Raw genomic sequence first — 26491 nt, 5'->3', positions numbered from 1 at the left:
CACATCCTGTAAAGTTTCTGCCGCATTGAAAGGGAATTGAAAGGTTATTGTTTTAACAATCACGCAACCGAACTGCTACATGTCGGCTCACATAATCACAAAAATCTTCTTCCGAACCTGAAAAATCCGGACGTCCGGCGTGAGGATAAAAAATGAAAAAACAATTACTTCGTACCCTTACTGCAAGCATTTTATTAATGAGTACCTCTGTTCTGGCACAGGAGGCGCCGTCGCGAACGGAATGTATCGCGCCAGCCAAACCTGGCGGCGGTTTCGACCTCACCTGTAAGCTGATTCAGGTGAGTTTGCTGGAGACTGGCGCTATCGAGAAACCCATGCGGGTAACGTATATGCCCGGCGGCGTCGGCGCTGTGGCCTATAACGCGATAGTCGCCCAACGCCCTGGCGAACCCGGGACTGTGGTCGCCTTTTCCGGCGGTTCGCTGCTCAACCTGTCGCAGGGGAAATTTGGTCGCTACGGCGTGGATGATGTGCGCTGGCTGGCAAGCGTGGGCACTGATTACGGCATGATCGCCGTGCGTGCGGATTCCCCGTGGAAAACGCTGAAAGATCTGATGACGGCGATGGAAAAAGATCCCAACAGCGTGGTCATCGGCGCTGGCGCCTCTATTGGCAGCCAGGACTGGATGAAGTCGGCGTTGCTGGCGCAAAAGGCGAACGTCGACCCGCACAAGATGCGCTACGTTGCCTTTGAGGGCGGCGGCGAGCCGGTGACGGCATTGATGGGCAACCATGTTCAGGTTGTCTCCGGCGATCTCAGTGAAATGGTGCCTTATCTGGGCGGCGACAAAATCCGCGTCCTTGCCGTCTTTTCAGAAAATCGTCTGCCGGGCCAGCTTGCCAATGTCCCTACCGCTAAAGAACAGGGCTACGACCTGGTGTGGCCGATTATTCGCGGCTTCTACGTCGGGCCAAAAGTCAGCGATGCCGATTACCAGTGGTGGGTGGATACCTTCAAGAAGCTCCAGCAAACCGACGAGTTTAAAAAGCAGCGCGATCTGCGCGGCCTGTTTGAGTTCGACATGACCGGCCAGCAGCTCGATGACTACGTGAAAAAACAGGTTACTGATTACCGTGAACAGGCGAAAGCCTTCGGACTCGCGAAATAATCGCGGAGGCAATGATGAGCGATCGTATCTTTGCGGGTATCTGGCTGTTGCTCTGTATCGCCGGGCTATTCATCGCCTGGCAGATCCAAAGCGAATACAGCTATGAACCCGTCGGCCCCCGCCCTTTTCCGCTGGGGATTATCGGCCTGATGGCGCTCTGCGCGCTGGCGCTGTTATTACGCCATCCCGACACGGTGAGCTGGCCGCGCCGCCATGTTCTGCAAAAGCTAATTACCATGATCATCATCCTGTTGATGTATGCCTGGGGATTCGAATGGCTGGGTTTTCCCATCGCCACCGCGCTTCTCACCATGGTTATCGGGATGCTGTTCGGCGCCACGATTCCGGCGGCGGGTATCTCCGGCGCGGTATTGGGTATTCTGCTGTGGTATGCCTTTGACCGGCTGCTTGATGTCACCTTACCTCTCGGCGCCTGGCTGAGTTAACGGAGCAACGATGGATACCTGGATATATCTTTCTCAGGGCTTTGCGGTGGCGATGACGCCGGAAAACCTGGTTATCGCGTTGATTGGCTGCTTCGTGGGCACGATTGTCGGTCTGCTGCCGGGCCTGGGACCGATCAACGGCGTGGCAATCTTACTGCCGCTGGCCTTTGCGTTGCATCTGCCTGCGGAGTCGGCGCTAATTCTGCTGGCGACGGTGTACATTGGCTGTGAGTATGGCGGCAGGATCTCCTCCATATTGCTCAACGTCCCCGGCGATGCGGCGGCGATCATGACGGCGCTGGACGGTTACCCGATGGCGCAGCAAGGGAAAGGCGGCGTAGCGCTGTCGATTTCCGCAGTCAGCTCATTTTTCGGTTCATTAATCGCTATCGGCGGCATCATTCTGTTCGCCCCTTTACTGGCGCAATGGTCGCTGGCCTTTGGTCCGGCGGAATATTTCGCCTTAATGGTTTTTGCCATCGCCTGTCTTGGCAGCATGATGGCGCAAAACCCGCTTAAATCATTTCTGGCAGCGCTGATCGGTCTTGGCCTTGCGACCGTCGGCGTGGACGCCAACACCGGGGTTTATCGCTTTACCTTTGACAGCGTTCATCTTTCCGACGGCGTACAGTTTATCGTCGTGGTGATCGGCCTGTTCTCGGTATCAGAAATACTTTTAATGCTGGAACATACCAGCAGCGGGCAAACAATGGTCCGCAAAACGGGTCGAATGTTGTTCAACCTGAAAGAAGGCGCGCAGTGTATCGGCACCACCCTGCGTTCCTCCGTGATCGGCTTTTTTGTCGGCGTATTGCCCGGCGCCGGGGCGACCATCGCCAGCGCCATTACCTATATGACCGAGAAAAAACTCAGCGGCAACAGCGATAGCTTCGGCAAAGGGGATATTCGCGGCGTCGCGGCGCCGGAGGCGGCAAACAACGCCTCTGCCTGCGGCTCCTTCATCCCGATGCTGACGCTGGGCGTTCCCGGTTCCGGCACTACGGCAGTGATGATGGGGGCGCTGACGCTGTACAACATCACGCCAGGCCCGGCGATGTTCACCGAACAGCCGGATATCGTCTGGGGACTCATCGCTGCGCTGCTGATTGCGAACGTGATGCTGCTGATCATGAATATCCCGTTGATCGGTCTGTTCACCCGTATGCTCACCATTCCGCTGTGGTTCCTGGTACCCGCCATCGCTGCCGTATCGGCGGTAGGGGTGTATGCGGTACACAGCACCACCTTCGATCTGGTGCTGATGGTCGCACTTGGCGTGTTAGGGTACATTTTACGTAAAATGCACTTCCCCATGTCGCCGCTGATCCTGGGATTCGTACTGGGGGAAATGCTGGAGCAGAACCTGCGTCGCGCACTCTCCATCAGTAACGGCAATATGGCGATTTTGTGGCAAAGCGGCGTTGCCAAAGCCCTGCTGCTCATGGCGATCATGGTCATTGTCGTACCGCCAGTGTTACGTCTGATCCGTAAACACAGCCGTAAACCGCAGGTTGACGCCGGTTAATTGACTGCTGAAATACGTTGTACTTGTCCGGCCTACGCGCTCATGTGCCAGGCCGGGCAACCCCGCCAGCATCACTCTCCCCATAACTCGCTCATTTTACACCCCTTCTTGCCGTTGTCAGGCTCGTGGCGCCGTTAACCTCACCTTTCGTATTGTTAAATATTTATTGTTTTTGATCACAATAATTAAACAAAAACGGTTATTTCATACGCGTTCCTGGAAAATGTCGATATTTTTAATTTATGGCTACGAAATGAGCATCGCCATGTCTCCCTGACCATCTACCGAGAGGAATGATTCTGATGAATGCACTGACTGCCGTAAAAGCGAACACAGATGATTTAGCCCAACGCCATATTGGTTTCACTCTTGCCCCTTCGGCGCAGTCGCCGCGTCTGCTGGCGTTAACGTTTACGGCGGATACCACAAGACAATTTCTCCATCAGGTCGCGCAGTGGCCGGTGCAGGCGCTGGAATACAAATCTTTCTTACGTTTCAAAATCGGCAAGATCCTCGACGATCTGTGCGGCAATCAGCTACAACCGCTGTTGATCAAAACGCTACTCAATCGTGCACAAGGCGCGCTGTTGATCAGCGCCGAAGGGATCGATGATGTCGCACAGGCAGAAGAGATGGTCAAACTGGCGACGGCGGTGGCGCATCTTATTGGTCGCTCCAACTACGATGCGATGAGCGGCCAGTATTACGCGCGTTTCGTGGTCAAAAACGTCGACAACTCCGACAGTTATCTGCGCCAGCCCCACCGCGTAATGGAACTGCACAATGACGGTACCTATGTTGAGGAGGTGACCGACTACGTGCTGATGATGAAAATCGACGAACAGAATATGGAAGGCGGTAACTCGCTGCTGCTACACCTTGATGACTGGGAACATCTGGAGTCGTTTTTTACCCATCCGCTGGCGCGTCGCGTCATGCGCTGGGCGGCGCCGCCAAGCAAGAATGTTAGCCATGACGTCTGGCACCCGGTGTTTGATGTCGACCAACAAGGCCGCCCGGTCATGCGTTATATCGACCAGTTCGTCCAGCCAAAAGACTTTGAAGAAGGCGTCTGGCTCAGCGAACTTTCAGACGCGCTGGAAACCAGTCAAAACATCCTCTCCGTGCCGGTACCGGTCGGCAAATTCCTGCTGATTAACAATCTGTTCTGGCTACATGGACGCGATCGTTTTACGCCGCATCCTGACTTGCGTCGCGAACTGATGCGCCAGCGCGGTTACTTCGCCTACGCCGCCAGCCATTATCAAACTCACCAATAAGCGCCACGGCGAAGGAATTACGCGGATGTATGATTTTGTGATTATCGGCGGCGGCATTATCGGCATGTCGACCGCCATGCAACTTATTGATCTCTATCCGGATGCGCGCATCGCGTTGCTGGAAAAAGAGTCCGCGCCAGCCTGCCACCAGACCGGGCATAACAGCGGCGTGATCCATGCCGGGGTGTACTACACGCCCGGCAGCCTCAAAGCGCGGTTTTGTCTGGCGGGCAATCAGGCGACCAAAACCTTTTGCGATCAAAACAACATCCGCTACGACACCTGCGGCAAAATGTTGGTCGCCACCTCGGAGCTGGAAATGGCGCGGATGCGCGCGCTATGGGAGCGGACGGCGGCCAACGGCTTAGAGCGCGAGTGGTTAAGCGCGGCGGAGCTGCGTGAACGCGAACCCAATATCATTGGCCTGGGCGGGATTTTTGTCCCTTCCAGCGGGATTGTCAGCTATCGCGATGTCGCGACGGCCATGGCGAACCGCTTTCAGGCCAAAGGCGGCGAGATCATCTACCATGCCGAGGTCAGCGCGCTAACAGAACATGCCGCTGGCGTTATCATTCGCACCTCGCAAGGCCGAGAAATCGAAACCGCTACGCTTATCGGCTGTGCAGGGCTGATGGCGGATCGGCTGGTCAAAATGCTGGGCGTGGAGCCCGGTTTTATTATCTGCCCTTTCCGCGGCGAGTACTTTCGTCTGGCCCCGCGACACAACCGGATCGTTAACCATTTGATCTACCCGATCCCCGATCCGGCAATGCCGTTTCTCGGCGTCCACCTTACCCGCATGATCGACGGCAGCGTCACGGTCGGGCCGAATGCGGTGCTGGCGCTTAAACGCGAAGGCTACCGTAAGCGCGACGTTTCCTTCACCGACACCCTGGAGATTTTCCGCTCCGCCGGCATCCGCCGCGTACTGCAAAATCATCTGCTTTCCGGGCTGGGCGAGATGAAAAACTCGCTGTGCAAAAGCGGCTATTTGCGGCGAGTACAAAAGTATTGCCCCAGCCTGACCGTCAACGATCTCCAGCCCTGGCCGGCAGGCGTGCGGGCGCAGGCGGTTTCGCCGGACGGCAAACTGATTGATGATTTTCTGTTTGTTACGACGCCGCGTTCCATTCACACCTGTAACGCCCCCTCCCCGGCGGCGACATCCGCGATACCTATCGGCGCGCATATCGTCAGCAAAGTTCAGGCGCTACGCGAAAGCCAGAGCAACCCCGGACGTGCGCTGCGTGCGGCACGCAGCGTGGACGCATTACACGCCGCATTTACCCGTTAACCCTTCAGACAGGAAGCAATTATGCAACTTAACGACTCTACCCTGTTCCGTCAGCAGGCCTTTATCGATGGTGACTGGCGCGACGCGCGCGGCGGCGATGTCATCCCCGTTAGCAACCCCGCCAACGGGAAACCGCTCGGCAATGTGCCAAAAATGGGGGCGGAAGAGACGCGCGACGCCATCGACGCCGCCAATCGCGCCCTGCCCGCCTGGCGCGCGCTCACCGCCAAAGAGCGAGCCAATATCCTGCGTCGCTGGTTCAATCTGATGATGGAACATCAGGACGATTTGGCGCGTCTGATGACGCTGGAACAGGGTAAACCGCTGGCGGAAGCGAAAGGCGAAATTAGCTACGCCGCCTCGTTTATTGAATGGTTCGCCGAAGAGGGCAAGCGTATCTATGGCGACACGATTCCAGGTCATCAGGCCGATAAACGGCTGCTGGTGATTAAACAGCCCATCGGCGTCACCGCCGCGATTACCCCGTGGAACTTTCCCTCAGCGATGATCACCCGTAAAGCCGGCCCCGCGCTGGCCGCAGGCTGCACAATGGTACTCAAACCCGCCAGCCAGACGCCGTTTTCCGCGCTGGCGCTGGCGGAACTGGCCCGGCGCGCCGGAATTCCCGCAGGCGTATTTAACGTCGTTACCGGTTCGGCAGGCGATATAGGCGGCGAGCTGACCAGCAACCCGCTGGTACGCAAACTGTCGTTTACCGGCTCGACGGAGATTGGCCGCCAGCTAATGGAACAATGCGCCAAAGACATTAAAAAAGTATCACTGGAGTTGGGCGGTAATGCGCCGTTTATCGTCTTTGACGATGCCGATCTGGATAAAGCCGTCGAGGGCGCGCTGGCTTCGAAGTTTCGCAACGCCGGGCAGACCTGTGTCTGCGCCAATAGATTGTATGTACAGGACGGCGTTTACGATCGTTTTGCGGAAAAACTCAACCAGGCGGTAAATAAGCTCGCGGTCGGCGACGGTCTGCAAGCCGACGTTGCTATCGGGCCGCTGATTGATGAAAAAGCCGTGGCGAAAGTCCAGGAGCATATCGCCGATGCGCTGGAAAAAGGCGCCCGCGTCATTACGGGCGGTGAAGCGCACAAATTAGGCGGCAACTTCTTTCAACCGACCATTCTGGCGGATGTTCCTGATAACGCGAAAGTCGCCAAAGAAGAGACATTCGGGCCGCTCGCGCCTCTGTTCCGCTTCAGCGACGAGGCGGATGTCATCAGGCAGGCTAACGATACCGAGTTCGGCCTGGCAGCCTATTTTTATGCACGCGATTTAAGCCGCGTTTTCCGCGTCGGCGAAGCGCTGGAATACGGCATCGTCGGTATTAATACCGGCATTATCTCCAACGAAGTCGCGCCTTTCGGCGGCATTAAGGCCTCCGGATTAGGCCGAGAAGGTTCCAAATACGGCATCGAAGATTATTTAGAAATCAAATATATGTGCATCGGCCTTTAACAGGAGAGTCGCTAATGAATACCAATAACGCTTTAATGCAGCGCCGTCATAACGCTGTTCCTCGCGGCGTGGGGCAGATTCACCCGATTTTCGCCGAGCGGGCGGAAAATTGTCGGGTGTGGGATGTCGAAGGCCGTGAGTATCTCGATTTCGCGGGCGGCATTGCCGTCCTGAACACCGGTCATTTACATCCGGGCATTGTTTCAGCGGTCGAAGCGCAGTTGAAGAAATTGTCGCATACCTGTTTTCAGGTGCTGGCCTATGAACCGTACCTGGCGTTGTGCGAACGCATGAACCAGAAGGTACCGGGCGATTTCGCCAAAAAAACGTTGCTGGTCACGACCGGTTCAGAAGCGGTTGAAAACGCGGTGAAAATCGCCCGCGCGGCGACAAAACGCAGCGGCGCTATCGCGTTTAGCGGCGCTTACCACGGTCGTACCCACTACACGCTCTCTCTGACCGGGAAAGTACACCCGTACTCTGCTGGTATGGGATTGATGCCAGGCCATGTCTACCGCGCGCTTTATCCTTGCCCGCTACACAACATCAGCGACGACGACGCGATCGCCAGCATTGAACGCATCTTTAAAAATGATGCCGCGCCGGAAGATATCGCCGCCATTATTATTGAGCCGGTACAGGGCGAAGGCGGATTTTACGCCGCCTCTCCCGCGTTTATGCAGCGACTGCGCGCGCTATGCGACCAACACGGCATTATGTTGATTGCCGACGAAGTGCAAAGCGGCGCGGGCCGGACCGGTACGCTGTTCGCCATGGAACAGATGGGCGTTGCGGCAGATATTACCACGTTTGCGAAATCGATCGCCGGCGGCTTTCCGCTGGCAGGCGTTACCGGCCGGGCAGACGTGATGGACGCTATCGCGCCGGGCGGGCTGGGCGGCACCTATGCCGGAAACCCGATTGCCTGCGCCGCCGCGCTGGCGGTACTGGACATTTTCGAGCAGGAAAATCTACTGCAAAAGGCGAATACGCTTGGCAAAACGCTGCGCGATGGCCTGATGGAGATAGCGGAAACGCACCGTGAGATTGGCGACGTGCGCGGACTGGGCGCCATGATCGCCATTGAGTTGTTCGAAAATGGCGACCCCGGCAAACCGAACGCGGCTCTGACCGCCGACATTGTGGCCCGCGCCCGCGAGAAGGGGTTAATTCTGCTCTCCTGCGGTCCTTACTACAACATCTTGCGCATCCTCGTTCCACTCACTATTGAGGCCTCGCAGATTCGGCAAGGCCTGGAGATTATCGCCCAGTGCTTTGATGAGGCGAAACAAGCGTAATGTCCAATAAGCAGCGTCGGATGGCGACGTAACTGTCTTATCCGGCCTACAAAAACCGTTTCGATTGTAGGCCGAATAAGCCAGGCGCCATCCGGTAAACGAGCGCAATAACAATAAAGAGGTTTTAGGATGGGGCAATTGTCAGAATCACATGCATTAGGGGGCGGGCTGAAATCACGCCACGTCACCATGTTATCGATCGCCGGCGTCATCGGCGCCAGCCTGTTTGTCGGTTCCAGCGTGGCGATTGCAGAGGCCGGCCCTGCGGTACTGCTGGCCTATCTGTTCGCAGGACTTTTAGTCGTCATGATTATGCGAATGCTGGCTGAAATGGCCGTCGCCACGCCGGATACCGGTTCTTTTTCCACCTATGCGGATAAAGCGATTGGCCCCTGGGCCGGGTATACCATCGGCTGGTTATACTGGTGGTTTTGGGTGCTGGTTATTCCGCTGGAGGCCAATATTGCCGCCATTATTCTGAATTCATGGATACCAGGTATTCCGGTGTGGCTATTTTCATTAGTGATTACGCTTGCCTTAACCGGAAGCAATTTATTGAGCGTCAAAAATTACGGCGAGTTCGAATTCTGGCTGGCGCTATGTAAAGTAATTGCCATTCTGGCGTTTATCGCGCTGGGCGCGACGGCGATTAGCGGTTTTTATCCGTATGCCGAGGTAAGCGGTATCTCCCGGCTATGGGATCACGGTGGTTTTATGCCTAACGGCTTCGGCGCGGTGTTAAGCGCCATGTTGATCACCATGTTCTCTTTTATGGGCGCGGAAATCGTCACTATTGCTGCCGCGGAATCCGATACGCCGGATAAACATATCGTACGCGCCACCAATTCTGTTATCTGGCGAATTTCCATCTTTTACCTGTGTTCCATTTTTGTGGTGGTGGCGCTGATCCCGTGGAATATGCCGGGTCTGAAAAGCGTAGGTTCGTACCGTTCGGTACTGGAGCTGCTTCATATTCCGCACGCAAAATTCATTATGGACTGCGTGATTTTGTTGTCAGTGACCAGTTGTCTGAACTCCGCATTATATACCGCCTCCCGGATGCTCTATTCCCTTAGCCGCCGCGGCGATGCGCCTGCGATAATGGGAAAAACTAACCGTAGCAAAACGCCCTGGGTGGCGGTTCTCCTCTCTACTGGCGCGGCGTTTTTAACCGTTATCGTCAATTATTATGCCCCGGCAAAAGTGTTTAAATTTCTTATCGACAGTTCCGGCGCCATCGCGCTGCTGGTCTATCTGGTGATTGCGATTTCGCAATTGCGGATGCGTAAAATTCTGCTGGCGCAGGGCGGAGAAATTAAGTTGAAAATGTGGCTTTATCCGTGGCTCACCTGGCTGGTTATCGGCTTTATCTGCTTTGTTCTGGTGGTGATGCTATTTCGACCGGCACAGCAACTAGAAGTCATTTCAACGGGGCTGTTAGGGCTGGGCATAATAGGTACTGTCCCCATTATGTCTCGCTGGAAAAAACTGATAAGGTGGCAAAAAGCCCCCCTGCAAAACCTACGTTAGTTATTCCCGGCGTCAGCCGGGAAGCTTCTCAGGAGTAAAAGATGACCGCCCTTTCCCAACCGACGGCCATAGATGGCTATCGCTGGCTTAAAAATGACATTATTCGCGGCACTTATCAGCCGGATGAGAAACTGCGGATGAGTTTATTAACCGCCCGCTATGCGCTCGGCGTAGGGCCGCTGCGTGAGGCGCTGTCGCAACTGGTGGCGGAACGGCTGGTCACCGTGGTGAATCAAAAAGGCTATCGCGTGGCGTCCATGTCAGAGGCGGAACTCCTCGATATTTTTGACGCGCGCGCCAATATGGAAGCGATGCTGGTACGCCTGGCGATTGAACGCGGCGATGATGCGTGGGAGGCGGAGATCCTGGCGCGAGCGCATATGCTCAGTAAACTGGAAGCCAGCGATGCCAGTGAACATATGCTCGATGAATGGGATCAGCGCCACCAGGCGTTCCATTCCGCCATTGTCGCCGGGTGCGGCTCCCACTATCTGCTACAGATGCGCGAACGCTTATTTGACCTGGCGGCCCGCTACCGCTTTATTTGGTTACGTGAAACCGTTCTGTCCGTCGAGATGCTGGAAGATAAACATATCCAGCATCACACGCTAACCGAAGCGATACTGGCGCGCGAGGCGGCACGCGCCAGCGAATTAATGCGTCAGCATTTGCTGACGCCGATTCCCATTATTCGCCAGGCGATGGCAGGGAAAATGTAGCCTGGCGCGACCTGATAGCCATTATTCTTCAGGAATACGCAACACTTGTCCCGGATATATTTTTTCCGGGCTTTTCAGCATCGGTTTATTTGCCTCGAAGATTTTATTATACAGATTGGCGTTACCATACACTTGCTTTGAAATAGCGCTCAGGGTGTCGCCTGATTTTACGGTATAAAACTGACTTTCAGCCGCTGGCGTCGTGGTTTTAACCTGATCGTCAACGCTGCTAATCCCGGCGATATTCCCCACGGCAACCAGAATTTTTTCTTTTGCCTCCTGACTCAGCCCATCCCCCGTCACTGTCGCTTTTCCATCCGCAATTTGCACATTCACTTTGTCAGCGTCGGGTATTCCCGTTTTATTTAAATGTTCCTGGACTTTTTTCGCCTGATCGTCCTTATCATGATTAGCGGTTACCGCGTCCCAGAGTTTTTCACCTGCATCTTTTACAAAATTGAAAAGTCCCATATTCACCTCGCTTGTCAAAAATACACACAAAGAAAAGTGTAGCAGAGGGAATGAGGTTATCCTGATAAGCGGCGCTTATGCGCCGCCGGTGGCCGGTAATTAATGACGCATCTGAACCCAAAATGCGTGGATAAGCCCCGGAATATATCCGAGTAATGTCAGCAGGATATTAAGGATAAATGCCCAACCGAACCCTTTTCCTAAAAGTACGCCGAGCGGAGGCAAAATAATCGTAAATACAATTCTCCAGAAACCCATATACACTCCATACAAGCAAAATTAGTCATTGTTTAAAAAGAGATTTTATCTCTAAGCATAGTCAGTTTACCTGAGCCTGCCAGTCGCGCGCCGCGCTTTTACCCTCCTTTACGCTCTTTACGCTGGCATTAGGTTGATGTTTATTTTAGAATTAACTAAATTTAGAAAATACTTAAATAACTATGACAGAGCTTGAACAACTTCAGGCCAGCGCAGAACAGGCGGCGGCCCTGCTCAAAGCGATGAGCCACCCAAAAAGATTACTGATTTTATGTATGCTTTGCGGTTCGCCAAAAACCAGCGCAGGCGAACTGGCGCGCATTACCGGGCTAAGCCCCTCCGCGACGTCGCAGCATCTGGCGCGGATGCGGGAAGAAGGGCTGATTGATAGTCAACGCGATGCCCAGCGCATTCACTATTTCATTAAAAATGAGGCGGTTAATACGATTATCGCCACGTTAAAGAATCTCTATTGTCCATAAGGAGGCACGATGTCCATTGGGATAGTTTCCCCCCGTGAGGCGCAAGCGCTGATAGCGCAAGGCGCGAAACTGATTGATGTGCGCGACGCCGATGAATATCTGCGCGAGCATATTCCACATGCGCAACTGGCGCCGCTTTCCCGGCTTGAACAGGGCGATTTGCCCGCCAACCTGCGAGCGGAACAGATTATTTTTCACTGTCAGTCAGGTAAACGAACCAGCAGCAATGCAGCAAAACTACAGGCCATTGCCGCCCCAGCTCAGGTCAGTCTACTGGAAGGCGGTATCGACGGATGGAAAGCGGCAGGATTGCCCGTCACAGAAGACAAATCGCAACCGTTGCCACTGATGCGTCAGGTGCAAATCGCCGCCGGCGGGTTGACGTTGCTTGGGGTGATTCTGGGCTATACGGTCCACGGCGGCTTTTTCCTCATTAGCGGTTTTGTCGGGGCCGGGTTAATGCTGGCAGGCATGACCGGCTTCTGCGGAATGGCGCGACTACTGGAAAAAATGCCCTGGAATACCCGTACTCATTAAGCGGTACCTTCACCGCGCGTCGGTAGGTGTGTAGTAGACTGAAGGCGGGTTTATACCATTGTTCAACAGGAGAGCGTGATGTTCACACCAGGCGATATCGTACAGCCCCGAATGGGGGGGCCGAAACTGAAAGTGATTGAAGTCAACGAGGATCATATTGTCGCGGTACAGGTCGGTAATGAGCCGGGCGAAAAATTGATCCTCAAAGCGGCAGATGTCACCCCCTATTGCGAAGAGGGCGATTTTGGCGTGTGCTGATTTATCAGAATGAGCATGGCGCAACGTTCCCGGAGTCCCGATTAATAGAGACAGGAAACGAAGCGCCATCTGTTAAAAGCTATCCGTGATTAGATTAAGAAATCATCCAGAGATTTCCCCGCCGCCAGCGCCTGGGCAATCGGTTTAGGCGTACGACCTTGTCCGGTCCAGGTTTTTTCTTCGCCATTGAAATCAGTAAAACGATATTTTGCCGGACGCGGCTGGCGCTTTTTAGCAGAACGCGGCATTGCTGAATCCATGGCAAATAACTCTTCCGGGTTAATACCGTCTGCTTTCATCAGCTCCAGAAAGGCATTAATTTTCTCCTGCTTCTCGGCAAGCTGGCGTTGCTGCAATTCTTCTTCTTCGCGTCTTTCTTTAGTGACAACCCTGAATTTTTCGAGCATTTCTTCAAGAACGTCAATGGAGAATTCGCGAGCCATAGCGCGCAGCGTGCGGATATTATTTAAGTTCTGTAACATCAAATTCATATCAATAAAAACCTTTTAACGCAGAAAACAAAAACTATTACAGGCGGTATTGTATGCGATTATTGATTATATTTCCAGATCCTAAAGTTCATACAGATATACTCAGTATAACTCGATTAATTATATTAATCTGTTAACCAGAAGGTTATATTCATTACCCCCTGTGTGTTTCAGGTTATTCTGCCTACGGTATATCTGTAGGTTTCCCGTTCGGCTGTTTATAGCGTATTGCGTATCTCAGTAACCGCGATGGCCCTCACGGTGGCTGACCTTATACAGAAGTGAATATTTCAGCACAATAAGAGATTAACCATTCAAAAATCATCATCAGAGCTTTATGCTAAAAATCACCCTGCAATAGCTATAATTATGCTGAGAAAAGTAGAGCGCGTGCCGTTAGCCGAGAATACATCGCATCTGACAACATTTGGAATGTGGCTGAAAATCGCCAGAAAAACAATGCATTATAATGCATTGATTTAAAAGTAATTAATGGCTAACAACAACGAAAATCTCGCCGCGAGCAAAAAACACACAATCACAGAGTATTTTATCGACAAAAAGCCTATAAATAAAAATATTACACTAGTTGATAGTTATTATATAGGGATATACTCTATGCAAAGACAAAAGTGCTTTATGATTTCACTACCAACCATCGCCTCATTCTGATCGATACGCTACAAGGAGCATTAACATGTTCTCTCCACAGTCACGCTTGCGTCATGCCGTAGCAGACACGTTTGCGATGGTTGTTTACTGTTCTGTTGTGAACATGTTGATCGAGATATTCCTCTCCGGAATGAGCTTTGAGCAGTCGCTTTCTTCCAGGCTGGTGGCGATACCTGTCAACATTTTGATTGCATGGCCATACGGCGTTTACCGCGATCTGATTATGCGCGTCGCGCGTAAGGCAAGCCCGGCGGGATGGGCCAAAAACCTGGCGGATGTATTGGCTTATGTCACCTTTCAGTCACCCGTTTATATTATCATCTTGCTGACCGTCGGTGCCGGCTGGCATCAGATAGTGGCCGCCGTGAGTTCAAACATTGTTGTTTCAATGTTAATGGGCGCGGTTTATGGCTACTTCCTGGATTATTGTCGCCGCCTGTTTAAAGTGAGCAGCTATCATCAGGCTAAGGCGTAAGTTAACGTCGCGACTGGCATTGCCAGTCGCGCTTTTAGTCGCTTTTTTCGTCGCCAAAAAGCCCGTTCAGATAACGTTCTAACGCTATTCGGGAGCTAAAGCCGTGGGGAATACCGTAATGTTCGTGGGTCTCGCCGCCTAAATAGAGCGGAAAATTTTGGTAATGATCGCAGGTTTTAATATCCGAAGCCGGGTCAGCCAGTGATGAGCTACGGTCTTTTAATCTGGGATGAATGATCAGCGCGGTACGCCCCATACGCGCCTCGCGGTTAACATAAACATAATTCTCGCCGCGTCGATAACCATACGTCTTATTCGTCACCACATCGACGGTAAACCCTGCCTTTTCCAGTACCCGCGCCACCTCGTCAGGTCGTAAATACATATTTTATCCTCATTCTCTTGTACTGCGGGCTTACCTTACCCGATAGCGCGTTATCAACGCTTTCAGAAAAGTCCAGAAACGCATGATATCGCCGTAACAAGCCTCAGCAGGTAAAAATATGAACTACACTGAAAGCTACATCGAAATCAATGGAGGATCATATGCTTAACAAACCGAACCGAAACGACGTCGATGATGGTGTTCAGGATATTCAGAATGATGTCAATCGATTAGCCGACAGTCTGGAAGATGTCCTTAAATCCTGGGGAAGCGATGCGAAAGACGAAGCCGAGGCTGCGCGACGTAAAGCACAGGCGTTGCTGAAAGAGACCCGGGCGCGGATGCAGGGTCGTACTCGCGTAAAACAAGCCGCCTGTGATGCGATGGGGTGCGCGGATACGTTTGTGCGTGAAAAACCCTGGTGTAGCGTAGGAACCGCCGCAGCGGTGGGGATTTTTATCGGGGCGCTGCTTAGCCTGCGTCGCTAACGACGTGCGCTGCCGGATGGCGACATACTTTATTGGGCCTGCATCATTGCCACAGGCCCAGGTCGCGCCATTCGGCGAAACGGTTACTGTATCGCCTGTCGAAGCTGCCACGCGACCTGTTTCGCCATGCCAGCGGAAGTAATATTGGTAAACGACAGTAAAATGCCCCCCTTTCCTGATGAAACCACTCGCCAACGGCTTAGCGCCTGTACCGCCAGTCCGGCCTGATTCGCTTTTGCTACCTGCGCTTTATCATCGCCTTCAACCTCAATAACCAATTGAATACCGCCTTTCTGTAATGTCACGACAAATCCCTGTTCCGCCAGCGCCTCTTCAATCCATAACCGTCGCTGAGCATAATGTTGACGCATCTTTTTCAGATGCCGCCAGAAATGGCCATCACGGATAAAATCAGCCAGCGTGTGCTGCCATAACAACGGTACGCTACAGGGCATCAGCGACACCTGCTGGCGGAAATGCTCAATCTGCTTTATCGGCACCACCAGCCAGGCGGTACGTAATGCCGGAAAGAGCGACTTACTGAACGTTCCGGCGTAAATCACTCGCTGCGGGGCATCCAGACTCTTGAGCGGCGGAAGCGGTTTACCGTGATAACGAAATTCGCTGTCGTAGTCATCTTCAATAATCCAGGCCTGCACATTCGCCGCCCATGCCAGAAGTTGCCGTCGGCGAGTTAACGACAGCGCCACCCCCAACGGACTTTGGTGGGCGGGCGTCACCAATGCAAAGCGCCCCTGCGGGCAATCCCGCATCCCCGCCGCGACATTCAGCCCATCGGCATCGACCGGAATCGGCGCCAGCGTAATCCCCTCCTGCGTTATCACCGGGCGAATTAACGGAAAACCGGGATCTTCCACTCACATGCTGTCTCCCGGCACAGACAATGTACGCAGGATTAGCCGCATAGAATCCGCATATCCGGAGGTAATAAATACCTGTTCCGGCAGGCATTCAATGCTACGCGAAACCCGCAGGTAATCGACTATCGCCTGGCGCAAAATCACCTCGCCGCAGACGTCGCCTAATGCCAGATCGAAGCGCGTCTGCGTGCGCAACCGACGTCCCATCACTCGCGCCCACTTCTCGCGTGGAAAGAGATCCAGCGCCGGTAACCCCATCTGAAAGGGTTTCGGTTCCGGACTTTCTCCGGCAAAAACAGCGGGTATCGGCGGCGCCGTCTCAAACCGTAGAGCGTTGCTCACAAACGTGCCTGCCTGGCCACGTCGCTCCAGCCAGCCCTGCGCCACCAGCTCGCCATAGGCATTTTCCACCGTGGCGCGAGAAACGCCAAGTTCCTGCGCCCACGTCCGACTGGAAGGCAAACGCGTTCCGGGCGCGAGTTCTCCTTGCTCAATGGCCGTTTTTAACTGACGAGCGATGTGCTGATAGCGCGGCATATGGTCTGCTTTTTCTGTAAAAATATGGCCCTCTTTTACAGACCATTATAGTGCTACAGTGCTCGTCATCAACACGAGGAGAAACATGATGACAACGTTACGCCAACCCTATTATGAACTGAGCCCGGAGGTTTATAGCGCTCTGGTGCAGGCGAAAAACGCGCTGGAAAAGAGCACGCTTGACCTCACTCTGATGGAGCTGATTTACCTGCGTGTTTCGCAAATAAATGGTTGTGCATTTTGCCTGGAGATGCACAGTAAAGCGCTGCGTAAGGCTGGCGTAAATCAAGCTAAATTAGATGCGCTGGCAGGATGGCGGGTAAGCCACCATTTCAGCGAGCAAGAGTGCGCGGCGTTAGCCTGGGCGGAATCGGTGACGCACATTGCTGAGACCCACGCCGAAGATAATGTTTACCTGCCGCTGCTCGATCATTTCAGCGCGCGTGAAATCAGCGATCTGACCTTCGCCATCGGTTTAATGAACTGCTTTAACCGTCTGGCGATCGGTATGCGAATGTGACGCATTGTTGCCGGATGGCGCGGATGCCAGCCAACTCTGTTATGCGTCAACCTGCAGGCCGGATCGGGCGTTCACGCCGCCATCCGGCAAAAATTAGCCATGCCGCCCCTACCCCGCTGCGTTCATCAGCGGCGTTAAAATCAATCGAAAATTCCCATATCTTGTATGGTTGAATCTTAATTCAACTACATCTAGTATTTCCTGTATCAACACCCGACAATCCGACGCGTTTCATCGCGCCGTTTTCTCATTTTAAATGGAAATACGAATCATGAGCATTACTATTTACACTCGCAATAACTGTGTTCAGTGTCACGCCACAAAGCGGGCGATGGAAAGCCGTGGATTTGAATTTGAGATGGTGAACGTCGATCTGGTGCCGGACGCAGCGGATACGCTCCGGGCGCAAGGGTTTCGTCAATTACCGGTGGTGATGGCGGGCGATTTGAGCTGGTCTGGCTTCCGCCCGGACATGATTAACCGTCTGCACCCGACACCCCACGCGGCAAACGCATGAGCGCGCTCGTCTACTTCTCCAGCAGCTCTGAAAATACGCACCGTTTTATGCAGCGTCTGGGGCTGCCTGCCACGCGTATTCCGCTCAATGAACGGGAGCGAATTCAGGTAGACGAACCGTACATTCTGGTTGTGCCGTCATACGGCGGCGGCGGGATGGCCGGTGCGGTGCCACGACAGGTGATCCGCTTTTTAAATGATGAACACAACCGGGCGCGCATTCGCGGCGTTATCGCCTCCGGTAATCGCAATTTCGGCGATGCCTGGGGATGCGCTGGCGATGTGATAGCACAAAAATGCGGCGTACCCTGGCTGTACCGCTTTGAGCTCATGGGCACACAACGCGACATCGATAACGTCCGAAAAGGAGTAAATGAATTTTGGCAACAACTACCCCGGAGCGCGTAATGCAGGAAACCATGGATTACCACGCCCTGAACGCGATGCTGAATCTTTATGATAAAGCAGGCCATATTCAGTTCGACAAGGACCAGCAGGCGATCGACGCCTTCTTTGCCGCCCACGTCCGCCCGCATTCCGTGACGTTTGCCAGCCAGCATGAACGTCTGGAGACGCTGGTTCGGGAAGGGTATTACGATGACGCCGTCCTCGCGCGTTACGACCGCGCCTTCGTCCTCCGCCTGTTCGAGCACGCCCACGCCAGCGGCTTTCGCTTCCAGACGTTTCTTGGCGCCTGGAAGTTCTATACCAGTTACACGCTGAAAACCTTCGACGGCAAACGTTATCTGGAACACTTTGAAGATCGGGTGACAATGGTGGCGTTGACGCTGGCGCAGGGTGACGAAACGCTGGCCACCCAACTGACCGATGAAATGCTTTCTGGTCGCTTTCAGCCCGCCACCCCGACTTTTTTAAATTGCGGTAAACAGCAGCGTGGGGAACTGGTCTCCTGCTTCCTGCTCCGTATCGAAGACAACATGGAGTCGATCGGGCGGGCGGTGAATTCGGCGCTGCAACTCTCCAAACGCGGCGGCGGCGTCGCGTTTTTACTCTCCAATCTGCGCGAGGCGGGCGCGCCGATCAAACGCATTGAGAATCAGTCTTCCGGCGTGATCCCGGTGATGAAAATGCTGGAAGACGCGTTTTCGTATGCCAACCAACTTGGCGCGCGCCAGGGGGCCGGCGCGGTTTATCTCCATGCGCACCACCCGGATATTCTGCGTTTTCTGGATACCAAACGAGAAAACGCTGACGAAAAAATCCGGATCAAAACGCTCTCTCTCGGCGTGGTGATCCCGGATATCACCTTCCGGCTGGCGAAAGAAAACGCGCAAATGGCGCTCTTTTCGCCCTATGACATACAACGACGCTACGGCAAACCGTTTGGCGATATCGCCATTAGCGAACGGTACGATGAATTAATTGCCGATCCGCACGTGCGCAAAACCTATATTAACGCCCGTGACTTTTTTCAAACACTGGCGGAGATTCAGTTCGAATCCGGGTATCCCTACATCATGTTTGAAGATACGGTAAACCGCGCGAATCCTATTGCTGGTCGCATTAATATGAGCAACCTGTGCTCGGAAATTTTACAGGTCAATAGCGCCTCTCGTTACGACGATAACCTTGACTATACCCACATCGGGCATGACATCTCCTGCAATCTCGGCTCGCTGAATATCGCTCACGTCATGGATTCACCGGACATTGGCCGTACCGTAGAAACCGCTATTCGCGGCCTGACGGCGGTGTCGGACATGAGCCATATACGCAGCGTGCCCTCAATAGCCGCCGGTAATGCCGCCTCTCATGCCATCGGTCTGGGCCAGATGAATCTGCATGGCTATCTGGCGAGGGAAGGTATTGCCTACGGTTCGCCGGAGGCGTTGGATTTCACCAATTTCTATTTTTACACCATTACCTGGCATGCCGTGCATACTTCAATGCGGCTGGCCCGCGAACGCGGCAAAACCTTCGCCGGATTTGCGCAGTCGCGCTATGCCAGCGGCGACTATTTTACGCAGTATTTACAGGACGACTGGCAACCGAAAACGGCGAAAGTCAGGGCGCTATTTGCCCGCAGCGGCATTACGCTGCCCACACGAAAAATGTGGCTAAAGCTGCGCGACGATGTGATGCGCTATGGCATCTATAACCAAAATTTGCAGGCGGTGCCGCCGACCGGTTCGATTTCTTACATTAATCATGCGACCTCCAGCATTCATCCGATTGTAGCCAAAATTGAGATTCGCAAAGAGGGCAAAACCGGGCGTGTGTATTACCCCGCGCCGTTTATGACCAATGAAAACCTGGACATGTATCAGGATGCTTACGATATCGGTCCGGAAAAAATTATTGATACCTATGCTGAGGCCACGCGCCACGTCGATCAAGGACTGTCGCTCACCCTGTTTTTCCCCGATACCGCCACGACCCGCGATATCAACAAAGCGCAGATCTATGCCTGGCGAAAAGGTATTAAGTCACTGTATTACATCCGGCTTCGCCAGTTGGCGCTGGAAGGTACTGAAATTGAAGGCTGCGTATCCTGCGCGCTATAAGGAAAGCCATATGAAATTATCTCGTATTAGCGCCATCAACTGGAACAAGATCCAGGACGACAAAGATCTGGAGGTATGGAACCGGCTGACCAGTAACTTCTGGCTGCCGGAAAAAGTGCCGTTATCGAATGATATTCCGGCCTGGCAGACGCTGAGCGCCGCCGAACAGCAGCTCACCATTCGCGTGTTTACGGGACTTACGCTGCTCGACACTATCCAGAACATCGCAGGCGCGCCGTCGTTAATGGCAGATGCCATCACGCCGCATGAAGAGGCAGTGCTGTCGAACATCAGCTTTATGGAAGCGGTACACGCCCGCTCTTACAGTTCTATTTTTTCCACGCTGTGCCAGACGAAAGAGGTTGATGCCGCCTACGCCTGGAGCGAAGAAAACCCGCCGCTTCAGCGTAAGGCGCAGATTATTTTGGCTCATTACGTCAGCGATGAACCGCTAAAGAAAAAGATTGCCAGCGTCTTTTTAGAGTCTTTTCTGTTCTATTCCGGCTTCTGGCTGCCGATGTATTTCTCCAGCCGCGGTAAGCTCACGAACACTGCCGACCTGATTCGTTTAATCATTCGCGATGAAGCGGTTCACGGTTATTATATTGGCTATAAGTATCAGATAGCGCTACAAAAACTATCGGCAATCGAGCGTGAAGAGTTAAAGCTTTTCGCGCTGGATTTGTTGATGGAACTGTACGACAACGAAATCTGCTACACAGAAGCGTTATATGCGGAAACCGGCTGGGTTAACGACGTCAAAGCCTTCTTGTGCTACAACGCCAATAAAGCCTTAATGAACCTGGGTTATGAGGCGTTATTTCCGCCGGAGATGGCAGACATGAATCCCGCAATCCTTGCCGCGCTCTCGCCGAATGCCGACGAAAACCATGATTTCTTTTCCGGCTCAGGTTCATCTTATGTGATGGGGAAAACAGTCGAAACCGAAGACGAAGACTGGAATTTTTAACCTTACGGGCATGGGAAATAACGTTACATTTCCCATGCCTTTATTTCAAGCAATACCGGGTTAAATCGCGCAAATATTACAACATGTTCTACACTCAATACGAGTGAGATTATTCACCTGGATTCCACCAATTCAGGTGGATTTTTGCTGGTTGTCTCAAAAAATATCTCTCCCTCCCCATTCGCGTTCAGCCCTTATATCATGGGAAATCACAGCCGATAGCACCTCGCAATATTCATGCCAGAAGCAAATTCAGGGTTGTCTCAGATTCTGAGTATGTTAGGGTAGAAAAAGGTAACTATTTCTATCAGGTAACATATCGACATAAGTAAATAACAGGAATCATTCTATTGCATGGCAATTAAATTAGAAGTGAAGAATCTGTATAAAATATTTGGAGAGCATCCACAGCGTGCCTTCAAATATATTGAAAAGGGACTATCGAAAGAGCAAATACTGGAAAAAACGGGGCTATCGCTTGGCGTTAAAGACGCCAGTCTGGCCATTGAAGAAGGCGAGATATTTGTCATCATGGGATTATCCGGCTCGGGTAAATCCACAATGGTACGCCTTCTCAATCGCCTGATTGAACCCACCCGCGGACAGGTACTGATCGACGGCGTTGATATTGCCAAAATATCAGACGCTGAGCTTCGCGAGGTGCGCAGGAAAAAGATTGCGATGGTCTTCCAGTCATTTGCGCTCATGCCGCATATGACCGTGCTGGATAATACGGCATTCGGTATGGAATTAGCGGGCATCGCGGCGCAAGAGCGTCGCGAAAAAGCGCTGGACGCCTTGCGTCAGGTGGGGCTTGAAAATTACGCTCATGCCTATCCGGATGAACTTTCCGGTGGGATGCGTCAGCGTGTTGGGCTTGCCCGTGCGCTGGCAATCAACCCTGATATCTTATTAATGGATGAAGCGTTTTCCGCCCTCGATCCATTAATTCGTACCGAAATGCAGGATGAGTTGGTGAAATTACAGGCGAAACATCAGCGCACCATTGTCTTTATTTCCCACGATCTTGATGAGGCTATGCGTATTGGCGACAGGATTGCCATTATGCAAAATGGCGAGGTCGTACAGGTTGGTACGCCGGATGAGATCCTGAATAATCCGGCAAATGATTATGTCCGCACGTTCTTCCGTGGCGTGGATATTAGTCAGGTCTTTAGCGCCAAAGATATTGCCCGTCGCAGTCCGGTCGGCTTAATTCGTAAAACGCCAGGTTTCGGTCCCCGTTCGGCACTGAAATTATTACAGGACGAAGACCGTGAATATGGTTACGTCATTGAGCGTGGCAATAAATTCGTGGGCGTCGTGTCCATCGACTCATTAAAAGCGGCATTAAGCCAGGCGCAAGGGATTGAAGCGGCGCTTATCGACGACCCTTTAGTCGTTGATGCGCAAACCCCACTCAGCGAGTTGCTCTCTCACGTCGGCCAGGCGCCCTGCGCGGTGCCGGTTGTCGATGAAGAACACCAGTATGTTGGCATTATTTCAAAACGTATGTTGCTACAGGCTTTAGATCGCGAGGGGGGTAACAATGGCTGATCAAACGAATCCGTGGGATACCGCACAGGTGGCCGATACTACGACGCAAACGGCTGATGCCTGGGGAACACCGGCAGGCGTAGCCACGGACGGCGGCAGTACCGACTGGTTGAACAGCGCGCCCGCGCCAGCCCCTGAACACTTTTCTCTTCTGGACCCGTTCCATAAGACGCTGATCCCGCTGGATAGCTGGGTCACAGAGGGAATCGACTGGGTCGTCACCCATTTCCGTCCCCTTTTTCAGGGGATTCGTGTGCCGGTGGATTACATCCTCAACGGCTTTCAGCAACTGCTGCTGGGAATGCCCGCCCCTGTGGCGATTATTCTCTTTGCGCTGATTGCCTGGCAGGTTTCCGGCGTGGGCATGGGGATCGCAACGCTGATATCGCTGATCGCCATCGGCGCGATCGGCGCCTGGTCGCAGGCGATGATTACCCTGGCGCTGGTGCTGACCGCCCTGTTGTTCTGCGTCGTGATCGGATTACCGATGGGAATCTGGCTGGCGCGCAGCCCGCGCGCGGCCAAAATAGTTCGTCCGCTGCTGGATGCGATGCAGACCACGCCCGCGTTTGTCTATCTGGTGCCGATTGTCATGTTATTCGGCATCGGTAACGTACCGGGCGTGGTGGTGACGATTATTTTTGCTCTACCGCCGATTATACGCCTGACGATCCTGGGCATTAACCAGGTGCCTGCCGACTTAATTGAAGCGTCGCGCTCGTTCGGCGCCAGCCCGCGCCAAATGTTGTTCAAAGTGCAGCTACCGCTGGCGATGCCCACCATTATGGCAGGCGTTAATCAGACGCTGATGCTGGCTCTCTCGATGGTCGTCATCGCCTCGATGATTGCGGTCGGTGGGCTTGGCCAGATGGTACTACGCGGCATTGGTCGTCTTGATATGGGGCTGGCAACCGTCGGCGGCGTCGGCATTGTGATTCTCGCCATCATTCTGGACCGTCTGACGCAGGCCGTCGGGCGCGACTCGCGTAGCCGCGGTAACCGTCGCTGGTATACCACCGGTCCTGTTGGGCTAATCACCCGCCCTTTCGTTAAGTAACTCTCCTGACGCCCGGTGACGCTACGCTTACCGGGCTTACAACTCCCTACCATAATTAAAGGAACAACGATGCGACATACTGTGATATTTGCCTCAGCGTTTGCCACCCTTGTCACCGCCAGCGCTTTCGCTGCCGACCTGCCTGGCAAAGGCATTACCGTTCAACCTATCCAAAGCACGATTTCTGAAGAGTCCTTCCAGACGTTACTGGTCAGCCGGGCGCTGGAAAAGTTGGGTTATACCGTAAATAAGCCGAGTGAAGTCGATTACAACGTAGGCTATACCTCCATCGCCTCTGGCGATGCGACGTTTACCGCCGTGAACTGGCAGCCGCTGCATGATGATATGTATGCCGCAGCAGGCGGAGACAAAAAGTTTTACCGCGAGGGCATCTTCGTCTCCGGCGCTGCGCAGGGCTATCTGATCGATAAAAAAACCGCCGAGCAGTACAACATCACCAATATCGCTCAGCTAAAAGATCCGAAAATCGCCAAAATCTTCGATACCAATGGCGACGGAAAAGCGGACATGATGGGCTGCTCGCCGGGCTGGGGCTGCGAAGCCGTGATCAATCACCAGAATAAAGCGTTTGATCTGCAAAAAACCGTTGAGGTCAGCCACGGTAACTATGCGGCGATGATGGCTGATACCATTACCCGTTTTAAAGAAGGCAAGCCGGTGCTGTATTACACCTGGACCCCGTACTGGGTGAGCGACGTAATGAAGCCGGGTAAAGATGTCGTCTGGCTACAGGTGCCGTTCTCCTCTCTGCCGGGCGAACAGAAAAATATTGATACTAAACTGCCGAACGGCGCGAACTATGGGTTCCCGGTTAATACCATGCATATTGTCGCCAATAAGGCATGGGCGGAGAAAAACCCGGCGGCGGCGAAACTGTTCGCCATCATGAAGCTGCCGCTGGCGGATATCAACGCACAGAACGCCATGATGCATGCCGGTAAATCGTCTGAAGCCGATGTTCAGGGCCACGTGGACGGCTGGATCAACGCCCACCAGCAGCAGTTTGACGGCTGGGTGAAAGAAGCGCTGGCCGCGCAGAAATAAGATCGTTTTTTATGCCGGATAAGGCGCAGTTCATGCGCCGCTATCCGGCCAACGCAATCTCTCCTCAAAGCGCACGATTCATCACGTCACCGTTCCCCTTTATTCATCAACATCCGCTATGATTGTTTTCCCAGGAAATAATTATCTGAATCACGATTACCATAATGACGAAACCCACTCATGAGCTTAGCCCGGCGCTGATCGTTTTAATGTCTGTGGCCACGGGTCTGGCGGTCGCCAGCAACTACTATGCCCAGCCGCTGCTTGATACCATCGCGCATCACTTTTCGCTTTCCGCCAGCTCCGCAGGGTTTATCGTTACCGCCGCGCAGTTGGGCTATGCCGCTGGCCTGTTGTTTCTGGTGCCGCTCGGCGACATGTTTGAACGCCGAACGCTGATTGTCTCCATGACGTTGCTGGCGGCTGGCGGAATGCTGATCACCGCCAGCAGTCAGTCGCTTAGCATGATGATACTCGGAACGGCCTTAACCGGACTGTTCTCCGTGGTGGCGCAGATTCTGGTTCCGCTGGCCGCCACACTTGCGACGCCCGCCACCCGCGGTAAAGTGGTCGGCACCATTATGAGCGGCCTGTTGCTGGGGATCCTGCTGGCGCGAACGGTCGCCGGACTGCTGGCAAACCTCGGCGGTTGGCGCACCGTATTTTGGGTAGCGTCGGCGCTGATGGCGCTGATGGCCGTCGCGTTATGGCGCGGACTGCCAAAGCTCAAATCCGACACCCATCTTAACTACCCGCAACTGTTGGGTTCTGTATTCAGCCTGTTTATTCACGATAAGCTGCTGCGTACCCGCGCACTGCTGGGCTGTCTGACCTTTGCTAATTTCAGCATCCTCTGGACATCAATGGCCTTTTTGCTCGCCGCGCCGCCGTTTAGCTACTCCGAGGGGATGATTGGCCTGTTTGGCCTGGCGGGGGCCGCCGGCGCTTTAGGCGCGCGTCCGGCTGGCGGATTTGCCGATAAAGGTAAATCTCACCTCACCACCACGTTCGGCTTACTGCTGCTGTTACTCTCCTGGCTGGCTATCTGGCTTGGGCACACCTCGGTACTGGCGCTGATTATTGGCATTCTGGTACTGGACCTCACCGTTCAGGGGGTACATATCACCAATCAGACGGTCATCTATCGTTTGCATCCGGATGCGCGTAACCGGCTCACCGCCGGCTATATGACCAGCTACTTTATCGGTGGCGCCGCGGGGTCGCTGATTTCCGCCTCCGCCTGGCAACATGCCGGCTGGGCCGGCGTTTGTCTGGCGGGTGTCACGGTAGCCTTACTTAATTTACTGGTCTGGTGGCGAGGTTTTCACCGACAGGAAGCCGTAAATTAAGCGGATAGTGAGCGTTTACCTTTGTTTAAGCTCCTTAGGGTGTTAAGGAGCTCCCCAGTCTGTTAAGGTTATGCTATTCATTTATCATGGTTATTTTTATACCGGTGAAGAATAATATAATTCTATGGAAAGCCCTGCATCCCCATCTGCTCCCAGGCCAATAGCGCCCGTTCAAGGATTCGAAGGTCGTTCACCGATGGCTATCCGTGATATTCCGGTGGCTTTTGCATCGGGTTGTAAGGCCGTTTACCCGGCTTTCGCCCCTCCCGCTTATCGTTCTCTCCTGATTTTTTCATGCAGGCACT

Annotated in this window: 27 protein-coding genes and 1 pseudogene; 23 read left to right on the top strand and 5 right to left on the bottom strand. The window is 53.5% G+C overall.

Annotated elements, in window-relative coordinates; genetic code table 11:
• Positions 1-152 precede the first annotated feature (152 nt).
• The 9 genes from J4728_RS13845 to csiR all read left to right on the top strand — a co-directional run bounded on the left by J4728_RS13845 (position 153) and on the right by csiR (position 10692).
• Positions 153-1130 (top strand): Bug family tripartite tricarboxylate transporter substrate binding protein, encoded by a 978-nt coding sequence (locus J4728_RS13845; protein WP_000744416.1) that lies wholly within the window; start codon positions 153-155, stop codon positions 1128-1130.
• A gap of 11 nt (positions 1131-1141) precedes the next feature.
• Entirely contained in the window at positions 1142-1576 is a 435-nt protein-coding gene (locus tag J4728_RS13840) for a tripartite tricarboxylate transporter TctB family protein (RefSeq protein WP_001574835.1), read from the top strand.
• A 10-nt stretch (positions 1577-1586) separates the two neighbouring features.
• Complete coding sequence (locus J4728_RS13835) at positions 1587-3101, top strand: tripartite tricarboxylate transporter permease (RefSeq protein WP_000382036.1); 1515 nt, start codon at positions 1587-1589, stop codon at positions 3099-3101.
• 302 nt (positions 3102-3403) lie between these two features.
• Positions 3404-4381, top strand: coding sequence for a glutarate dioxygenase GlaH (gene glaH / locus J4728_RS13830; protein WP_000993090.1), 978 nt, complete (start codon positions 3404-3406; stop codon positions 4379-4381).
• Positions 4382-4406: 25 nt separating this feature from the next.
• Positions 4407-5675 carry an L-2-hydroxyglutarate oxidase gene (lhgO, locus tag J4728_RS13825; RefSeq protein WP_053444878.1) on the top strand — a complete coding sequence of 423 codons (1269 nt, stop codon included), beginning with the start codon at positions 4407-4409 and terminating at the stop codon, positions 5673-5675.
• A 21-nt stretch (positions 5676-5696) separates the two neighbouring features.
• Complete coding sequence (gene gabD, locus J4728_RS13820; RefSeq protein WP_001176523.1) at positions 5697-7145, top strand: NADP-dependent succinate-semialdehyde dehydrogenase; 1449 nt, start codon at positions 5697-5699, stop codon at positions 7143-7145.
• 14 nt (positions 7146-7159) lie between these two features.
• Complete coding sequence (gene gabT, locus J4728_RS13815; RefSeq protein WP_001095554.1) at positions 7160-8443, top strand: 4-aminobutyrate--2-oxoglutarate transaminase; 1284 nt, start codon at positions 7160-7162, stop codon at positions 8441-8443.
• Positions 8444-8572: 129 nt separating this feature from the next.
• Entirely contained in the window at positions 8573-9973 is a 1401-nt protein-coding gene (gene gabP, locus J4728_RS13810) for a GABA permease (protein ID WP_000531282.1), read from the top strand.
• A 41-nt stretch (positions 9974-10014) separates the two neighbouring features.
• Complete coding sequence (gene csiR / locus J4728_RS13805; protein WP_000126152.1) at positions 10015-10692, top strand: DNA-binding transcriptional regulator CsiR; 678 nt, start codon at positions 10015-10017, stop codon at positions 10690-10692.
• Between the two features lie 21 nt (positions 10693-10713).
• On the opposite strand, the gene lysM is transcribed toward csiR, so the two are convergent.
• Entirely contained in the window at positions 10714-11163 is a 450-nt protein-coding gene (gene lysM / locus J4728_RS13800; protein WP_000522406.1) for a peptidoglycan-binding protein LysM, read from the bottom strand.
• A 99-nt stretch (positions 11164-11262) separates the two neighbouring features.
• Positions 11263-11421, bottom strand: a complete 159-nt coding sequence (locus J4728_RS13795; protein ID WP_000508175.1) for a YqaE/Pmp3 family membrane protein — start codon at positions 11419-11421, stop codon at positions 11263-11265.
• Between the two features lie 182 nt (positions 11422-11603).
• Between J4728_RS13795 and J4728_RS13790 the strand changes: the two genes are divergently transcribed.
• From J4728_RS13790 to J4728_RS13780, 3 genes are all read left to right on the top strand, one after another.
• Entirely contained in the window at positions 11604-11903 is a 300-nt protein-coding gene (locus J4728_RS13790; protein WP_000137432.1) for an ArsR/SmtB family transcription factor, read from the top strand.
• 9 nt (positions 11904-11912) lie between these two features.
• On the top strand, positions 11913-12440 hold the full coding sequence (locus tag J4728_RS13785) for a rhodanese family protein (protein ID WP_000022011.1): 528 nt from the start codon (positions 11913-11915) through the stop codon (positions 12438-12440).
• 78 nt (positions 12441-12518) lie between these two features.
• Positions 12519-12698: a hypothetical protein gene (locus J4728_RS13780; protein WP_000494942.1), complete on the top strand. Its 180-nt coding sequence runs from the start codon at positions 12519-12521 to the stop codon at positions 12696-12698.
• 89 nt (positions 12699-12787) lie between these two features.
• Here the strand turns inward: J4728_RS13780 and stpA are convergent, their stop codons facing one another.
• Entirely contained in the window at positions 12788-13189 is a 402-nt protein-coding gene (gene stpA / locus J4728_RS13775) for a DNA-binding protein StpA (protein ID WP_001051100.1), read from the bottom strand.
• A gap of 697 nt (positions 13190-13886) precedes the next feature.
• Between stpA and alaE the strand changes: the two genes are divergently transcribed.
• Positions 13887-14336 (top strand): L-alanine exporter AlaE, encoded by a 450-nt coding sequence (gene alaE, locus J4728_RS13770; protein WP_000492669.1) that lies wholly within the window; start codon positions 13887-13889, stop codon positions 14334-14336.
• Between the two features lie 34 nt (positions 14337-14370).
• Here alaE and J4728_RS13765 read toward each other — a convergent pair whose 3' ends face one another.
• On the bottom strand, positions 14371-14721 hold the full coding sequence (locus J4728_RS13765) for a DUF2002 family protein (RefSeq protein ID WP_000281304.1): 351 nt from the start codon (positions 14719-14721) through the stop codon (positions 14371-14373).
• 161 nt (positions 14722-14882) lie between these two features.
• Between J4728_RS13765 and J4728_RS13760 the strand changes: the two genes are divergently transcribed.
• Positions 14883-15209, top strand: a complete 327-nt coding sequence (locus tag J4728_RS13760) for a DUF883 domain-containing protein (protein ID WP_001519557.1) — start codon at positions 14883-14885, stop codon at positions 15207-15209.
• Positions 15210-15292: 83 nt separating this feature from the next.
• Here J4728_RS13760 and J4728_RS13755 read toward each other — a convergent pair.
• Positions 15293-16627 (bottom strand): annotated as a pseudogene (locus J4728_RS13755) (PLP-dependent aminotransferase family protein).
• An 88-nt stretch (positions 16628-16715) separates the two neighbouring features.
• Here J4728_RS13755 and J4728_RS13750 point away from each other — a divergent pair.
• From J4728_RS13750 to J4728_RS13710, 9 genes are all read left to right on the top strand, one after another.
• On the top strand, positions 16716-17147 hold the full coding sequence (locus J4728_RS13750; RefSeq protein WP_000209807.1) for a carboxymuconolactone decarboxylase family protein: 432 nt from the start codon (positions 16716-16718) through the stop codon (positions 17145-17147).
• A gap of 271 nt (positions 17148-17418) precedes the next feature.
• Positions 17419-17664, top strand: a complete 246-nt coding sequence (gene nrdH, locus J4728_RS13745) for a glutaredoxin-like protein NrdH (protein ID WP_000028870.1) — start codon at positions 17419-17421, stop codon at positions 17662-17664.
• A complete protein-coding gene (gene nrdI, locus J4728_RS13740; RefSeq protein WP_001275401.1) occupies positions 17661-18071 on the top strand; it encodes a class Ib ribonucleoside-diphosphate reductase assembly flavoprotein NrdI in 411 nt (136 codons plus the stop codon). Before nrdH ends, nrdI begins: the two co-directional genes overlap by 4 nt.
• Positions 18044-20188, top strand: coding sequence for a class 1b ribonucleoside-diphosphate reductase subunit alpha (gene nrdE / locus J4728_RS13735; RefSeq protein ID WP_208211897.1), 2145 nt, complete (start codon positions 18044-18046; stop codon positions 20186-20188). Before nrdI ends, nrdE begins: the two co-directional genes overlap by 28 nt.
• Before the next feature lie 10 nt (positions 20189-20198).
• On the top strand, positions 20199-21158 hold the full coding sequence (gene nrdF / locus J4728_RS13730; protein WP_208211895.1) for a class 1b ribonucleoside-diphosphate reductase subunit beta: 960 nt from the start codon (positions 20199-20201) through the stop codon (positions 21156-21158).
• A gap of 354 nt (positions 21159-21512) precedes the next feature.
• A complete protein-coding gene (gene proV, locus J4728_RS13725) occupies positions 21513-22715 on the top strand; it encodes a glycine betaine/L-proline ABC transporter ATP-binding protein ProV (RefSeq protein ID WP_000985529.1) in 1203 nt (400 codons plus the stop codon).
• Positions 22708-23772 carry a glycine betaine/L-proline ABC transporter permease ProW gene (gene proW, locus J4728_RS13720; RefSeq protein WP_000775021.1) on the top strand — a complete coding sequence of 355 codons (1065 nt, stop codon included), beginning with the start codon at positions 22708-22710 and terminating at the stop codon, positions 23770-23772. Before proV ends, proW begins: the two co-directional genes overlap by 8 nt.
• Positions 23773-23841: 69 nt before the next feature.
• On the top strand, positions 23842-24837 hold the full coding sequence (gene proX / locus J4728_RS13715; RefSeq protein ID WP_021000684.1) for a glycine betaine/L-proline ABC transporter substrate-binding protein ProX: 996 nt from the start codon (positions 23842-23844) through the stop codon (positions 24835-24837).
• 164 nt (positions 24838-25001) lie between these two features.
• Positions 25002-26186 carry an MFS transporter gene (locus J4728_RS13710; RefSeq protein ID WP_000165758.1) on the top strand — a complete coding sequence of 395 codons (1185 nt, stop codon included), beginning with the start codon at positions 25002-25004 and terminating at the stop codon, positions 26184-26186.
• Positions 26187-26491 lie beyond the last annotated feature (305 nt).

It is taken from the genome of Salmonella sp. 32070601201500089SM, assembly GCF_017573605.1.
Classification (GTDB): Bacteria; Pseudomonadota; Gammaproteobacteria; order Enterobacterales; family Enterobacteriaceae; genus Salmonella; species Salmonella enterica.
This window is presented reverse-complemented; position numbering and strand designations above follow the sequence as displayed.